The organism is Vibrio crassostreae 9ZC13, from assembly GCF_000272045.2.
Taxonomy (GTDB): domain Bacteria; phylum Pseudomonadota; class Gammaproteobacteria; order Enterobacterales; family Vibrionaceae; genus Vibrio; species Vibrio crassostreae_C.
Map to the genome: position 1 here is coordinate 14140 of NZ_AJYZ02000011.1, position 14201 is coordinate 28340.

The window sequence follows — 14201 nt, forward strand, 5'->3', positions numbered from 1 at the left end:
CAGTGGTTGCGGGTTGTTACTTCACTCGATTTTGAACAAGGGTTGGCATGCAAACATTTACATTTCTCGCAAATACTGAGGCGTTATTTAGAGCTCAATTTGATCAGCGAGAATGGTGTGACAGCAAACAGTACCTTATTCAAATTTTCTCAGCTCAATCTTCAGATCTAGCTCGTCAAATCGCGGGTGTTGCCCTCAATCGTTTAAATAATGCGACGCTAATTGGCCAGAGTGCTCGTCATGTTATCTGTGATAATTGCCTTGAAAGTGCATGCACCTTAGTCATCATCAGTGAGTTCAACGAAACCCATCTAACCTCTGCGGTCCAGCCTTTTTCCGGCAATCCAAATCAAGACAGCCAAGACTTAGCTTTTCAGCTGCGCCTTACAGAAGAAACCAAAACGGTCATCAGCTTGTGCGATCAGGTTGAAGGGCGTGATTATCCTATTTATAGCGCTTTTGAAAATTTGCCTTACGCCTTGCCGATAGCTGGTGGACTGTGCCATGAGAATGAATTTGGCCGTTGGGTTATGTATAACGAGCAAACCTACCAGCACGCCTGTGTTGCTGTGGCTCTGACTAACCCAAGATTGAAGGTTTGGTCGGACGCGTACTCTGAGTGGAACCCGATTGGGATGAAGTTACGAGTCACACACGCAATCGGAAATCGCTTATACGCATTGAACGACAAGCCGGCTATTGAAGTATTCAAACATTACCTTGCGGATGGCAAAGACCTTCCTTTTAGTCAACTGATGAGCTTTCCACTTTATCGAGAACTTGGCAGAAAGAAGGGTATCTCGACGCCGCTACGTATTAATGATGATGGCAGTATTGAGTTTGATAGCCCTTGGCATGTCGGTGAAGAGGCGCAGTTTTGTTATAACCACCCATCGCTCACTGCAGAAAAGGTGCACCACGGTGCCGAGATGCTAGCCATGCATCAGCCTGAATCGGTGATCATTTATAACTGCGTATCTCGACTTGAATTTATCGACAGTAAACTTGAGCTCAAGCCATTTGAAGGGATAGTGAATACATGTGGTGCCTACTGCATGGGGGAGCTATACCGTAATGAAGACCGCCAAGAGATACTGCACCACAGCTTGACTTATATCGCTATGCGCGAGTCTGACGAGATTAAAGAGTTTCATTGCGAAGACTTTCAGTGTGGCTCAACCGTGTCGCCATTGCTTAACCTAGTCAGAAATGCAGTCGCTGATCTCGACAGTATGAATACTCAGATGGAAAAGAAACTCCATCAACAAGCGCGTCGCTTAACCGAAAGCTATCGCATTGACTCGCGTACTGGTTTGCCGAACCGTATCGTACTGAAAGAGCGCCTCAATACGATTCTGTTCAGTGAACATCTGCTGACCTTAAAGCTAACCAACTTCCATCAGGTTAACGAGAAGTATGGTTATCAAGTGGGGGATCAGCTGCTACTCGATCTGTCTAATCACTTTATCGAGCGATTACAGCTTCGTGTGGTTAAAGAGCCTCGCGTGAAGGTAGAGCTATTCAGTATTGGTGTTGGAGAGTGGGCGATTATCTTCAATGCTAGTGTTGGTAGTACGAAAATAAAAGAAGGTTTCGTTGAGTTCGCCGATGACATCGAACACATAAATTTTGAGCCATATGGTTTGGCTGATATTGATTACCTGTCAGTTTCTCTGTGTGGCGGCTTTGCTAGTCGTTGTGACTTCTTAACCGACAGTGGTGACCAGATCTTATTGAAAGCGATCGAAGCTCGACGCTATGGAGTACGTAACAATACCCACATCACCAATGCTAAAGACATTCAGGTGAGTGAAGAAGATCGCAAAGAGCAACTAGGCTGGCTGAGCTGTGTAAGTCGTGCGATTTTAGATCAGAACATCATCACTTATTCCCAGCCAATTGTGGAGTCGGTTACGCACGAAATGATTGGCCAAGAGTGCTTGGTCAGAATCATGGAGTCAGACGGTACCATTGTGCCACCAGGTAAGTTCTTACCTATCATTGCCGACACGCACCTTTACACTCGCCTCAGCCGACACATGATTAAGAACACCATAGGTTATATGGCGGATAAGCAAAGCCCATTTTCTATCAACCTATCCCCGCAAGATTTGTTGAGCGACAAGACGCTTGAGGTGCTCGAGACCGCCATCAGTGCTATGAACGATCCCACTCGACTTGGCCTAGAGGTTCTCGAGTCTGAGCAGATTAAAGATTATGGTCGCATGATTGAGGTGTGTGATCACTTCCGTGCTCTCGGGGCGAGAATCATTGTTGATGACTTTGGCTCTGGTTACTCCAACATCGAGGAAATCATTAAGCTTGAGCCACAGATCATTAAGCTCGACGGTAGCTTGATTCGTAATATCGACAAAGATCAAAAACAAAGAAACATAGCCTCTCAGTTGATTCGTTTGTGCCAAGTGTTCAATGCCAAAACGGTCGCTGAATTTGTCCATAACCAACAGGTTTGTGAGATAGCAGAGCAAATGGGTGTCGATTATCTGCAGGGTTACTACTTCGGTGAGCCTAAGCGACTGTTTTAGCAGTTAAAGCTTCCCGCATTGTGTAACGACTGGCTATAAAAGTACTGCGCCGCCATTAATGACTGTTTTTTGGCGGAATGAATGATGTCTAACTAAGGTCACATTATTCATAACGCGATCGCAAGTATTCCGTGCAAGCCTTATCTATAATAAGCACAATAATAAATCATTAACGTAACGATTAATGTGAATATGCAGTCGACTTCTCTCCTGATACAAGACATTGAGCAAACCCAACGTGAATTGGAAAAGATAGATTTTCATCAACATGAAAGCCTACTGATTCAGGTGTTTTCGTCTTTCGAGAAAGGTTCTGTTTTGGCTGCCTGCCAAGTGATTCAATCGACTTTTCCCAATGCCAAATTGATTGGTTGCAGTGCTAACCACTACATTAGTCAAGGTGTCATCCTGCACCAAGGTCTTTATCTGATTGTTACCCGCTTTGACGCGACGTCTTACTCTTGTGGTGTTGTCGAATATAGCGAACAACCATTGCTCGATAGCCACGCTATGTGGCAACAGCTTGAGTGCAATGATAATACTCAAAGCATCATCTGTTTCGCAGACCGCTTGCAGATAAATAACCGAGATCTATTTTCAGCGTTTGAGCAGTCGATGTATTCATTACCGATCTGTGGCGGTGCATCGACCATCACAGATAATGGGCGATGGGTGATGTTAGACGGCATTTGCTATGAAAATGCCTATGTGATGTTGGCGCTGCACAGTGTTGAGCTCTCCATCGCTAAGGGTTACTACACTGAATGGAATCCGATTGGTCGAACTTTTCGAGTGACAGGTGCTCAAGAGAACCGGTTGTTGGAACTGGATGGGATGCCTGTTCGCGAACTCTACAATCGTTACCTCGCTGATGGCCTCGAAGTGCCTTTTGAGCAACTGCATAACTTTCCCTTGATGGTCGGTGACCCGAAAGAGCAAAACATTCACTTACCGCTCAAGGTAACGGAAAGTGGAGAGATAGAATTCAGCGGCCTGTTCCAAGTGGGCGATGAGGTCCGGTTTTGTTATGACCATCCATCACTGACCTTAGAGCAGATACGACTGGGCGTGCAGCAGATCGCCTCTCATAGGCCAGAACAGTTCTTCATTTATAACTGTACATCTCGTATCGACTTTATTGATGGCAACCAAGAGGTTGAGGTTTTCCAAAAATTGGCCGACAGCTATGGCGTTTACTGCATGGGAGAACTTTATCAAGAGAATGGCCAACAGCGAATCTTGCACCATAGCCTCACTTATCTTGCGCTTAGAGAAGGCGAGGGTAAGGCGGTATTGCCATTAGAGACGCAACCCGCGACCAACATATCCCCTCTGTTTTCATTGATCCGAAATGCACTGCTTGATGTCGATGACATGAACAACAGCATGGCGAGTAAGATTCAGCAGCAAGCCACTGCATTGACGGCAAGCTATCGAATTGATCACCGTACAGGTTTACCCAATCGAAGTGTGCTGCGTGAGAAACTGTCGAAGATGAGCAGTGATAGCCACTTACTAGCTTTGAAGGTCACGACCTTTGGTCAGATCAATGAGAAGTATGGTTATCGAGTAGGTGACAAGCTTCTGCATGATTTGAGTGAGTACTTTCAAAAGGCGCTGTGGCAGTTCTTTGATGAGGGCTGTCAGCTCTACAGCATCGGTATTGGTGAGTGGGCGGTGGTGTTTGATAGTTGGGCGAGCCAAGAACATATTCATCAGCGATTCTCGGAATTTGCCGATCAAACCGAGCATGTGAATTTTGAGCCTACCGGTTTACCCGATATTGATTACTTGTCGGTGTCTATCTGTGCGGGTATCGCCAGCCGTCGAGATTTCCCGACTACCTCTATTGATGACTTATTGTTGAAGGCGATTGATGCGAGGCGCAGCGCTGTCAGCCAGAACAAGCACCTAGTGAGCGCCAAGGCACTCATTCAATTGGAGAAGCATCGCCAAGAGCAACTTGGTTGGCTGTCGTGCGTGAGTCGCGCGGTGCTTAATCAGAATATTGTGGCGTGCTCTCAGCCCATAGTTTCAGCACACAGTCATCAGGTAGAGAGCTACGAGTGTTTGGTTCGAATTGAAGAGGACGGTCAGTTAATTGCACCGGGTAAGTTCTTGCCAATCATTGAAGGAACCCATCTCTATACACGCCTCAGTCGTCAGATGATAACGCGCACCTTCGATTTTATGAGTCAGCGAACCGATTCGTTCTCAATTAATTTAGCGCCACAAGATTTCAGCAATGAGAAAACCATTCTTCACCTTGAACAAGCGATCAAGAAAATCAGTCACCCACAGCGTATTGGCTTGGAGGTGTTAGAAACGGAACAAATTCAGGATTACGGTCGCTTGATTGAGGTGTGTAATCACTTCCGCGATCTTGGTGTGAATATTATTGTTGATGACTTTGGTTCGGGCTATTCGAACATTGATGAGATATTGAAGCTAGAACCACAGGTGATCAAGCTTGATGGCAGTTTGATTCGCAATATTGATAAAGATAAAAAGCAGCGCAAGATCGCTCAGCAGTTGGTGAGCTTATGCCAGATTCTGAATGCTAAGACGGTGGCGGAGTTCGTTCATAATGAGCAGGTGTGCCGTATTGCTGAAGACATGGGGGTCGATTACTTGCAAGGGTATTACTTTGGTCAACCTCAGCGTTTGTTTTGATGGAGCGAGCGTTTCACGTGAAACACTGGTTGGCTCAATAACGAAAATACGATGTAAAAAGGGTGAGCTTATGGCTCACCCTTTTTGTTTTTAGTGTCTGTCTCGTCCCGAAATGTGTTTTTACCTTCCCGCGCGCCTGCTTGGTCTATTTGAGGGCGTGGCCACACTTGTCGGCGTGGAACACTTTTAGATAATGCTGGTAGTAGTCATCAATGAGCTTGGCAGATTCACTTTCACCTAAAGATTTGAGTAACTCAATACCCACTTCACAAGTACACAAGTGGCCACTGTCTTGGTTGCGGCGCAAGGTGTATGAAGATTCGCTGGTAATATCGAGGTGAACTTGCGGAACGGCTTGTAACCACGAGCTCTTGTTAAGCATCTTCTTCGCTTCTTGCCATGTGCCATCCAAGATGATGAATAGCGGCTTACGACTCTGGGCTTGGGTCATTACAGCTTGCTGGCACTCGACACTTTGATCACTTGGGAATAAAAGAAACGGTTGTCGTGTTTCATCGTCAAGCAGTGCGATGAGCTCCGCTGGTGGTGTTTTCCTTTGCCATACAATGGACTGACACTGATCAAGGGATTGCTGAAGCAGCTTCCCTGTATTGGTATCGCGTGACAGTTCATTCTCATGAGTGAGCAGTACAAGATCGATTTGGTTTGCGACACTAGGTATCAGGTGACAAATACATTGGTGAGTGAAGCTACAACCATGGCAAGCTTGTTGGTTACTCATGTTTACAACTTAACTCCACTTTGTGCGGGTGAGATACCATCAGCAAACAAAACCACGTCGCTGATATCAGCATCATCTGCAACTGGAGCGACACTTGGGTTTAGCGGGTAGCTGACTCCAGAGTATGACAGTGTGTGTTTCGCCGGTGTTGCACCGCCGCCACTGACGTTGAAGATCAGATCCTGCCAGCCATGGTTTTGCGATTTACCTAAGCGTATGTCGCCCTTGACCAGTGTCACCCGGCTATTGAAGCGCCAGTTATCTTGATGGTTTTCGAAAATCAGCAGGGTACAGCCACCAGAGCCACACCAATCGAGTTGGGCGAACAGCTCTTCTTTACCGTCGCCGTTGAGGTCGTAGGTTAACCAGCGGTATTTAGTGTCGTCAGGTGAGCTGTTGTTGATCTTAAAGTATTCACGGATCGCTTGGTCGACTTTTGGATCAAGTTGATCACTGGAGTTCACCTGCTTTGCGGTTAGATCAACGTTAGTGGTGGTGTTTACTTGCGCTTGCGCACTCTTAGCTTCGAATAGCACCAGACCGCCATTGGCAATCGGATACACCACGTTACCCACTTTCTCTTTTTCAGCGATTAGCTTGCCATTATCGAGTGTGAAGATGCGCTCGGAGATCAAATACTGTTGCTGGTGGCGAGTCATAACCACTTGTACCTGATTTTGGTTCAGTTGCTGCCAGAAGCCTTGTTCAACAATAGAAGGGTCTCCATTGCTGTATGAGTAAGTTGTGATAGCACTGTGGTCATCGTTGAGTTCAAGGTTGATAGAGAACCCTGAATTTTGCGTTGAGCTAGCGAAGTAGAGTCCGCTCCAGTCCAGTGTTGGATCTTGGTTAGAGACCGTCGCACAACCATTATAGTCATTGTCATTGAGGTTAAGCTTGGCATGCCACCCATAGATAGAGTCGCTCATGCCGTCGCTGCAGCTCTCTTTCGTAAGGTTGAGTTTGCCTTGTGCTGCTTTACCTTCTAATTGGTAATCACGGCTGCTCGATGTGGTGCGGCTTGATTCAATATCGAGGGTCTGTGGCTGTTCGCCCATCTTAGTGTATTTCAGCTGGTCTTTATCGAAGGTTGCTGACCAGAAGGGTTCATTACCAAATACTCGTGTTGAACGTAGCGGTTGGTCGCAGCGATCTGGGTTCTCTGCGGTTAGGATGTTCACTTGGTCAACCACGAAACGCGCTGTGAAGTCTGCGTTATAACCCGTTTGGCTCGGCACGGTTAGGTGACCAATCAGCTCGCCATATAAGGCTTGGTAAGGTCTCGTTGAGAGCCCTTGTGCTTCTAACGCTAACTCTGGAGATAAGTCTAACCAGTATTGTTGTTGGCTACCGCAAGGAGTGAAGGTTCGGCTTTCATGGCCAACCACCACCTGACCACGCATGATGAAGGTTTGCGGTTGAATGCTCAGTGGCTCATCCAAGTTTGCTGGGGGCTGTTCAGGTTGTTGCGGCGTATCAGGTGCCGTAACACAGCCTTGTAGAGCGAACGCGACTAGCCATGTCACTGGGTTTTTCATTACCTTCATGTTATATCTTCCTCGGAGCAACCGTTAATTGGATTTATTATGGCATATTGGTTATTTAAAACAGAACCCGACACCTTCTCTATTCAGACTCTTAGAGTACAAAAAACCTCTTGTTGGGAGGGTGTACGCAACTATCAGGCTCGAAACATGATGCGTGATGACGTCAAGCTTGGCGATCTGGTGATGATATACCACTCATCATGTAAAAAAGTTGGCGTAGCGGGGATCGCTAAAGTAACCAGAGAAGCCTACCCAGACCACTTTCAGTTCGACCCTGAGAGTGATTACTACGATCCTAAGTCTTCACCCGATAACCCACGCTGGATCATGGTGGATGTCGAGTTTGTGCGAGTGACTGAGCGCTTGATTCCTTTGGTTACGCTTAAAGCCATGCCTGAACTCTCCGAAATGCCCTTGGTGAAACGCGGTAATCGCTTATCGATCATGCCGGTTACCGAACAAGAGTGGCAGGCAATCTTAAGCAAAGAAGTGTTAGGTTCTCGATAGCGTTAGAGAGAGCTTTTTACGTAAGGTTCAAAAAAGGCAGCCAGTTGGCTGCCTTTTTATTTATTCAGATCTGTTCAACGAGCGAGATTAGAGCAGATGCTTTTCTAGGTAGTGAGCAACGGCATCGTCTGCGTTACTGCCAATCACTTCATTGTCAGGTAGTGCTTTCATCACTTTCTCATGTGATGTACCCATGATTAGACCTTTACCCGCCATAGCCAGCATTTCAGCGTCGTTCATGCCATCACCAAAGGCAACACAGTTATCTAGAGTCAGGTTTAGTGATTTTGCAACAGCGTCTAGAGCGTGGCCTTTAGAGACTTCAGCTGCCATCACTTCCAGACACCAAGGTGTAGAGAAGGCGATGTTCAGTTTGTCGCCAAAAGCATCTCTTAGCTTTTGTTCAAACGTGACGAGATATTCGTGGTCTTGTTCTGGATGTGTGAAGAAGACTTTCGCGATGCCTTCGCTTGGTGCGTTTTCAGCTTCAAAGCGCTTGTAGCTAAAGCCAGACTCACTGTGGAATTTAGCCAACATTTCATCTTCACGGTCTAGTAACCAATCTTCATTCTGGTACATGTGAATAAAGAGGTTTGGATCTTGGCGCACAATATCAATAACTGGCTGAACGAGTTCCTGAGGTACGTTCTGGCTATACATCAGTTGATCGTTTTGGTCATGCACGCGTGCACCGTTTGAAGTGATCATGTACGCCGGAATACCTGCTATCTGACGAATACCCGCCACATCGACGTGGTGACGACCCGTAGCGAAGATGAAGGTATAACCTTGGTCGTGTAATTTCTTAAGCGTTAGCTTGGTAAAGTCGCTTAGCTGATGGTTGGGAGCCAAAAGCGTACCATCTAAATCAGAAGCAACAATTTTCACGGAATCTTTTAGTGCAGGAATACTCATTTAACCCTCATTGCAAAATGCTTAACCAATATTGACGCTAGCCAGCGCTAGAATCGTTTTAACTACAATATCTCTAGGTAGAAATTGTATGCCAAATTCATGCAAGAAAAGAGGGCAAAGCTCACTTACTTCTCTTCCTCTTTAGCGCTTATTTTCTTGGTAGGTTGCTTAGCCTATTAGCTCTAGGCGAAAAACTGATTGATCGCATCCAGTGTTTGATTGCGATATTCATCCTGCTCAAACAACACCTCATGCCTAGAACCCTCAATCAACTTAAACTGACAATCAGAGTTGGTTTTCTTCAGCTTAGAGATGAACTTTACTTGAGCACTGTTACTGACAATCTTTTCATCCCCAGCTTGAATCAATAGCAGAGGGATCTTGATTTGACGAGTTTGTTGAATTGCTTGCTTGGCGGCCATTAACCCTTGCCACACCCAACGCGTGCTTGGTCCACCCACTTGCAAAGATGGAGACTCGTCATATAAGCGACGGAACCACTGATAGCGAACCTTACTGTGGCTCAGTAAGTTGTTTTCAAAAGGCTTCGAATAATATGCTTGCTGGCCCGGCGCGTAAGTTGGCTTGGCATAAAAAGCGGTAAGCACTTGTCCAACGATCATCGCGATAGGTTTCAGGTACCACTCGGTATTGATACCAAACATCGGAGCGCACAGAGTTACCTTATCAAACGGGTGGTCTGGATGGGTTTGTAGGTAGCGAGTGGCTATGGTGCTGCCCATTGAGTGTGCGAGCAGGTAGCGATTGGAATACTTACTGAGATCAAAACTGGCAATGACGTCAGACATGTCAGATGCATAATCATCAAACTCATGAATGTGACCAATGTCAGAGTCTGTTACCATACGTTCAGACTGGCCTTGACCTTGGTGGTCAAATGAATAAACGTCATAGCCTTGTTGATAAAAATCATAAAAGATTTCTTGGTATTTTTGGCAGCATTCGATACGGCCATTTGAAATCACAATAGCTTTGCTGTGCTTTTCTGAGGTGAGGCTGCACCAGTACAGTTTCTTTTTACCAGACGATGTTAAAAACCCCTCTTTTCTTTGTTGCCAAAGAGCGTTGATCGGGTGTTTAATCGCATGATCGAACTGAGGTTCTTGAGTGTAAGGGAAGGTGGCTTCGCTGTGGTTTTCCATGGGAAATTACCTGAACTGATGCGTGTGAGAGCTTTATTACTACTAATGTTGTTAGATTAAAGAACTAGTAAGGAAATGCAAATGGATACTCATGTTTGGCTTGCTTATGTTGTCACAGCGATTTTGTTTAGCTTGGCTCCGGGCTCGGGTACCGTTAACTCAATCAGTAATGGGCTTAGCTATGGCACTAAAAAGTCACTCGCATCAATTGTTGGCTTACAGCTTGGTCTTGCGTTTCACATTATGCTGGTGGGCGCGGGTATCGGTGCACTCGTTGCTAAGTCTGCGTTGGCGTTCACCATCATTAAGTGGGTCGGCGTGGTGTACTTACTTTGGTTAGGTATTCAAAAGTGGCGTGATAGCTCGAGCCTAGTAGCATCTGAAGAAAGCTCTACTCTGTCGAGTGGCAAACTGCTGAGAAACGCTGTGCTTATCAACCTAACTAACCCGAAATCAATCGTGTTTTTGGTGGCTTTGTTTCCTCAGTTTATTGACCCTACACAACCTCAAGCACCTCAGTTATTAGTGCTAGGTGTGACGACAGTATTCATTGATAGCGTTGTTATGTTGGGTTACACCTCATTAGCGTCACAAATGGGACGTTTTATTCGCTCTGATCGCATAATGGGTAAGATAAATAAAATATTTGGTGGTATGTTCATGGGCTGCGGTGCTTTGCTAGCTGCCGCGAAAGCTTAGATTAAGCGACTGAGTTATAGTTAAACCAATCAGAGTTATCAAGAAATGACCGCTACATACGTTGCTCGACAACCTATCTTAAATCGCAAGAGGAATACACTCGGCTATGAGTTGTTATTTCGCGATGGAGAAAAGAATGCGTACCCAGCGCATATTGAGTCTAATCGAGCAACGTATCGTCTGATTGTTGAGAACTTCTTGTCTGTTGGTCTTAACCCTTCTATTCCATCTTCACGCTGCTTTATCAACTTCCCTTATCAAAGTTTGATTCGTCGACTGCCCTTAAGTTTGCCGAAAGATAAGGTGGTGGTAGAGATTCTGGAAACCTGTAAACCAACAGATGAATTGTTGGAAGCGGTTAAAGACCTTTACCAAGCGGGTTACATGATTGCCCTAGATGATTTTACTTCGACCCCAGAATGGGAACGTTTCCTTAAATACACGCATATCGTAAAGCTCGATATTATGCAGATGGGTTTGGATGAAGCGTGTGATTTGGTTAGGGCGCATCAAGGGAAAAAGTTTAGCTTTTTGGCGGAGCGCGTTGAGACCGAACAAGAATTCCAGCAAGCCAAAGAGGCTGGCTTTAAGTTTTTCCAAGGTTACTTTTTCAATAAACCGGAAATCATCAAGAGTAAATACATTAGCCCTGAGCAAGTGATTGCTATGGAGCTGTTTCAAGAAGTGTGTAAGCCCGATGTGGACTTTCAACGGGTGGAGAGCATTGTCGCGAAAGATGTGGCGCTCTCATATAAGCTGCTGCGTTTTGTGAATACTATGTCGCCGCGCCTTGAAGTTACCATCTCTTCTTTTCGTCAGGCTTTGGTATATCTAGGTCAAGAGAAACTGAAAATGTTTGTCTCGTTAGCCGTCGCCTCTTATGTGTCCGATAAAAAGCCTAAAGAGCTGTATGGATTGTCTCTACAGCGTGCTCAGTTTTGTCAGCGTATGTCTCGCTATCAGGCATTTGAAGGGTATAGAGAACAGGCCTTTATGATTGGCTTATTCTCCTTGTTGGATGCTCTGTTGGACTTGTCGTTAGATAACTTAGTCGAGCAGTTGCCGCTGTGTAAAAGTATCAAGGTTGCTCTATTACGTAGAGAAGGGCCATATGGTACCTTGCTCGCACTTGAAGAGAGCTTTGAGCATGCCGATTGGCAACAGATTGATGAGCACTGCGCCGATTTAGGATTAAGCGTGGATCAGGTTAAAACGGAGCTTACTGAAGCGCGCCGTTGGAGCCATACCGTGACCAACAAGCTCTGATATTTCTTCGTTAAACTTTTATGACAATTGAAACGCACGCCTTGACGTGCGTTTTTTTATATCTAAGATATGTGTATATCCATATATGAGTATGTTTTTATGCTTCCTCACCAATTTTTTAAATTACTGTCCGATGAAACGCGAGTGCGTTGCTTAATGTTGATAGTTCGCAATGAGTGCTTATCGGTTGGTGAGTTGACTCAGGCATTGCAAGAAAGTCAGCCAAAGGTTTCACGCCATCTTGCGCAGCTGCGTTCAAACGGTGTTTTGATTGATGTTCGCCAGGGGCAGTGGGTGTTTTACCGCCTGTCACAAGATTTACCAGGTTGGATGCTAAAGTTAATTGACGACCTTATTGCATCGAACTGTTTGAAAACTGAATACCAGCAAGATATTGAGCGCTTAGAGTCGATGAACTCACGCCCAGTATGTTGCGTTTAAATACATTAAAACTTAATGCCGAAATAGTTGTAGTTGCAGCTAGGCGACAAGTGAACTTATCCCTATGAGCATAGTGGCTCTATGTAATTAGGGCGGCCGGCGCTCCGGTAAGTGAACGTAGTCAACAACGCTGCGGCTTCAAATATGAAGGCAATTAACTGAGAGAACAGAAAATGACAGTCAAAGTAGGTATTAATGGTTTTGGTCGTATCGGCCGTCTAGCACTTCGCGCAGCATTCGATTGGGATGAGCTAGAATTTGTTCAAATTAACGATGTTGCTGGCGACACAACAACACTGGCCCACCTTCTAGAATTTGATTCAGTTCAAGGTCGCTTTCACCACGAAGTAACTGCAGAAGGCGATGAGATGATCATTAATGGCCAGCGCATCAAGACCACACAAGAGCGCGACATCGATGCGATCGACTGGTCTGGTTGTGATGTGGTTATCGAAGCGACAGGTGTTCACCGTAAGACCTCTTTCCTAAACAAATACCTAGAGCAGGGCGTGAAACGTGTTGTGGTATCGGCGCCAGTGAAAGAAGAAGGCATCGCAAACATCGTTGTTGGTGTGAATGACAATATCTTCGACCCTGCGGTACACAAAATCGTAACGGCAGCGTCTTGTACAACGAACTGTATCGCGCCAGTGGTTAAGGTGATCAACGAGAAGCTTGGTATCGAGAACGCAGCCTTCACCACTATTCACGATTTAACTAACACGCAAACTATTCTTGATGCGCCGCACAAAGACTTACGCCGCGCACGTGCATGTGGCATGAGTCTTATCCCAACAACGACGGGCAGCGCCAAAGCGATTGTTGAGATCTTCCCTGAGCTAGAAAACCGCATCAACGGCCACGCAGTTCGTGTACCGCTAGCGAACGCTTCTCTGACAGACATCATCTTCGAAGTGAAGCAAGACACCACGGCAGAAGAAGTTAACGCGATGCTGAAAGAAGCGTCTCAGAATGAACTAAAAGGTATTCTTGGCTTTGAAGAGCGTCCACTGGTTTCTATCGATTACAAAGGCGACCAACGCTCAACAATCGTGGATGCACTATCAACGATGTTGGTCGGTAAGCGCATGGTTAAGATCTACGCTTGGTACGACAATGAGATGGGTTACGCAACACGTACCGCTGAGCTTGTTCGTACCGTTGGCCTTGCTTAATAAGAATCTGGAGAAGATATAATGATACATCCAACATGGCAACTAGACCTAGAGCAAGGTGCGCTAGTGCTTACTCCGTGCCCAGGCACAAAAGAAGCAACGCTTGATGCATCACTGGCTCAGCTAAAAGAGCAAGGCGTTGAAGCTATCGTGACAGCACTTGATGACCATGAGCTTGCAAGCAAAGACGTGGCGGCACTTGGTGAAAAAACACGTGCGTTAGGTATGCAATGGTTCCAGATCGAAATTGAAGACGACTGTGCACCGGGTGCTGGTTTTGCTGCGAAGTGGCAAGCAGCTAGCCCTGAGCTACATAACATCGTCGATAACGGCGGCAAGGTTGCAATGCATTGTATGGGCGGCTCTGGTCGCACTGGTTTGTTCGCAGCTCACCTACTGTTAGAAAAAGGCTGGGATTTGAGCAAGGTAGTTCAAGAGGTGCAGGCACTGCGTCCAGGTGCCTTCACTAAACCTATCCAGGTTGAATACATTAATGGCGTAGCGAATAGCTAATAGTCATCAGTGTT

General features: G+C 46.0%; 12 protein-coding genes. 8 read left to right on the forward strand and 4 right to left on the reverse strand.

Annotation, left to right across the window (positions count from 1 at the left end):
• Positions 1 to 47 precede the first annotated feature (47 nt).
• The gene (locus A136_RS01330) at positions 48 to 2546 is read left to right on the forward strand and encodes a bifunctional diguanylate cyclase/phosphodiesterase (protein ID WP_017061017.1); all 2499 of its coding nucleotides are present in this window, start codon (positions 48 to 50) and stop codon (positions 2544 to 2546) included.
• 192 nt (positions 2547 to 2738) lie between these two features.
• Positions 2739 to 5219: a bifunctional diguanylate cyclase/phosphodiesterase gene (locus A136_RS01335; RefSeq protein WP_017063759.1), complete on the forward strand. Its 2481-nt coding sequence runs from the start codon at positions 2739 to 2741 to the stop codon at positions 5217 to 5219.
• Between the two features lie 145 nt (positions 5220 to 5364).
• On the opposite strand, the gene A136_RS01340 is transcribed toward A136_RS01335, so the two are convergent.
• Positions 5365 to 5961 carry a tRNA-uridine aminocarboxypropyltransferase gene (locus tag A136_RS01340; protein WP_017063760.1) on the reverse strand — a complete coding sequence of 199 codons (597 nt, stop codon included), beginning with the start codon at positions 5959 to 5961 and terminating at the stop codon, positions 5365 to 5367.
• 2 nt (positions 5962 to 5963) lie between these two features.
• Positions 5964 to 7508, reverse strand: coding sequence for a COG3650 family protein (locus A136_RS01345; RefSeq protein WP_017063761.1), 1545 nt, complete (start codon positions 7506 to 7508; stop codon positions 5964 to 5966).
• Positions 7509 to 7547: 39 nt separating this feature from the next.
• On the opposite strand from A136_RS01345, the gene A136_RS01350 reads away from it, so the two are divergent.
• On the forward strand, positions 7548 to 8015 hold the full coding sequence (locus tag A136_RS01350; RefSeq protein ID WP_017061021.1) for an EVE domain-containing protein: 468 nt from the start codon (positions 7548 to 7550) through the stop codon (positions 8013 to 8015).
• Positions 8016 to 8102: 87 nt separating this feature from the next.
• Here A136_RS01350 and A136_RS01355 read toward each other — a convergent pair whose 3' ends face one another.
• Both A136_RS01355 and A136_RS01360 read right to left on the reverse strand, forming a co-directional pair.
• Positions 8103 to 8930 carry a Cof-type HAD-IIB family hydrolase gene (locus A136_RS01355; protein ID WP_017061022.1) on the reverse strand — a complete coding sequence of 276 codons (828 nt, stop codon included), beginning with the start codon at positions 8928 to 8930 and terminating at the stop codon, positions 8103 to 8105.
• Positions 8931 to 9112: 182 nt separating this feature from the next.
• Positions 9113 to 10093: an alpha/beta fold hydrolase gene (locus A136_RS01360; RefSeq protein WP_017063762.1), complete on the reverse strand. Its 981-nt coding sequence runs from the start codon at positions 10091 to 10093 to the stop codon at positions 9113 to 9115.
• Positions 10094 to 10174: 81 nt separating this feature from the next.
• On the opposite strand from A136_RS01360, the gene rhtB reads away from it, so the two are divergent.
• The 5 genes from rhtB (at position 10175) to A136_RS01385 (ending at position 14187) form a co-directional block, all read left to right on the forward strand.
• A complete protein-coding gene (gene rhtB / locus A136_RS01365; protein WP_017061024.1) occupies positions 10175 to 10792 on the forward strand; it encodes a homoserine/homoserine lactone efflux protein in 618 nt (205 codons plus the stop codon).
• Between the two features lie 45 nt (positions 10793 to 10837).
• Positions 10838 to 12058 (forward strand): EAL and HDOD domain-containing protein, encoded by a 1221-nt coding sequence (locus A136_RS01370; RefSeq protein ID WP_017061025.1) that lies wholly within the window; start codon positions 10838 to 10840, stop codon positions 12056 to 12058.
• Positions 12059 to 12157: 99 nt separating this feature from the next.
• Positions 12158 to 12499: a metalloregulator ArsR/SmtB family transcription factor gene (locus tag A136_RS01375; RefSeq protein WP_017063763.1), complete on the forward strand. Its 342-nt coding sequence runs from the start codon at positions 12158 to 12160 to the stop codon at positions 12497 to 12499.
• A gap of 173 nt (positions 12500 to 12672) precedes the next feature.
• Positions 12673 to 13674 (forward strand): ArsJ-associated glyceraldehyde-3-phosphate dehydrogenase, encoded by a 1002-nt coding sequence (locus A136_RS01380; RefSeq protein ID WP_017061027.1) that lies wholly within the window; start codon positions 12673 to 12675, stop codon positions 13672 to 13674.
• A 21-nt stretch (positions 13675 to 13695) separates the two neighbouring features.
• Positions 13696 to 14187 (forward strand): cyclin-dependent kinase inhibitor 3 family protein, encoded by a 492-nt coding sequence (locus A136_RS01385; RefSeq protein ID WP_017061028.1) that lies wholly within the window; start codon positions 13696 to 13698, stop codon positions 14185 to 14187.
• Positions 14188 to 14201 lie beyond the last annotated feature (14 nt).

Coding starts and splice junctions, on each gene's coding strand:
- A136_RS01370 (WP_017061025.1), top strand. CDS start 10,838: ATGACCGCTACATACGTTGCTCGACAACCTATCTTAAATCGCAAGAGG.
- A136_RS01340 (WP_017063760.1), bottom strand. CDS start 5,961: ATGAGTAACCAACAAGCTTGCCATGGTTGTAGCTTCACTCACCAATGT.
- A136_RS01345 (WP_017063761.1), bottom strand. CDS start 7,508: ATGAAGGTAATGAAAAACCCAGTGACATGGCTAGTCGCGTTCGCTCTA.
- A136_RS01360 (WP_017063762.1), bottom strand. CDS start 10,093: ATGGAAAACCACAGCGAAGCCACCTTCCCTTACACTCAAGAACCTCAG.
- A136_RS01350 (WP_017061021.1), top strand. CDS start 7,548: ATGGCATATTGGTTATTTAAAACAGAACCCGACACCTTCTCTATTCAG.
- A136_RS01355 (WP_017061022.1), bottom strand. CDS start 8,930: ATGAGTATTCCTGCACTAAAAGATTCCGTGAAAATTGTTGCTTCTGAT.
- A136_RS01380 (WP_017061027.1), top strand. CDS start 12,673: ATGACAGTCAAAGTAGGTATTAATGGTTTTGGTCGTATCGGCCGTCTA.
- A136_RS01330 (WP_017061017.1), top strand. CDS start 48: ATGCAAACATTTACATTTCTCGCAAATACTGAGGCGTTATTTAGAGCT.
- rhtB (WP_017061024.1), top strand. CDS start 10,175: ATGGATACTCATGTTTGGCTTGCTTATGTTGTCACAGCGATTTTGTTT.
- A136_RS01385 (WP_017061028.1), top strand. CDS start 13,696: ATGATACATCCAACATGGCAACTAGACCTAGAGCAAGGTGCGCTAGTG.
- A136_RS01335 (WP_017063759.1), top strand. CDS start 2,739: ATGCAGTCGACTTCTCTCCTGATACAAGACATTGAGCAAACCCAACGT.
- A136_RS01375 (WP_017063763.1), top strand. CDS start 12,158: ATGCTTCCTCACCAATTTTTTAAATTACTGTCCGATGAAACGCGAGTG.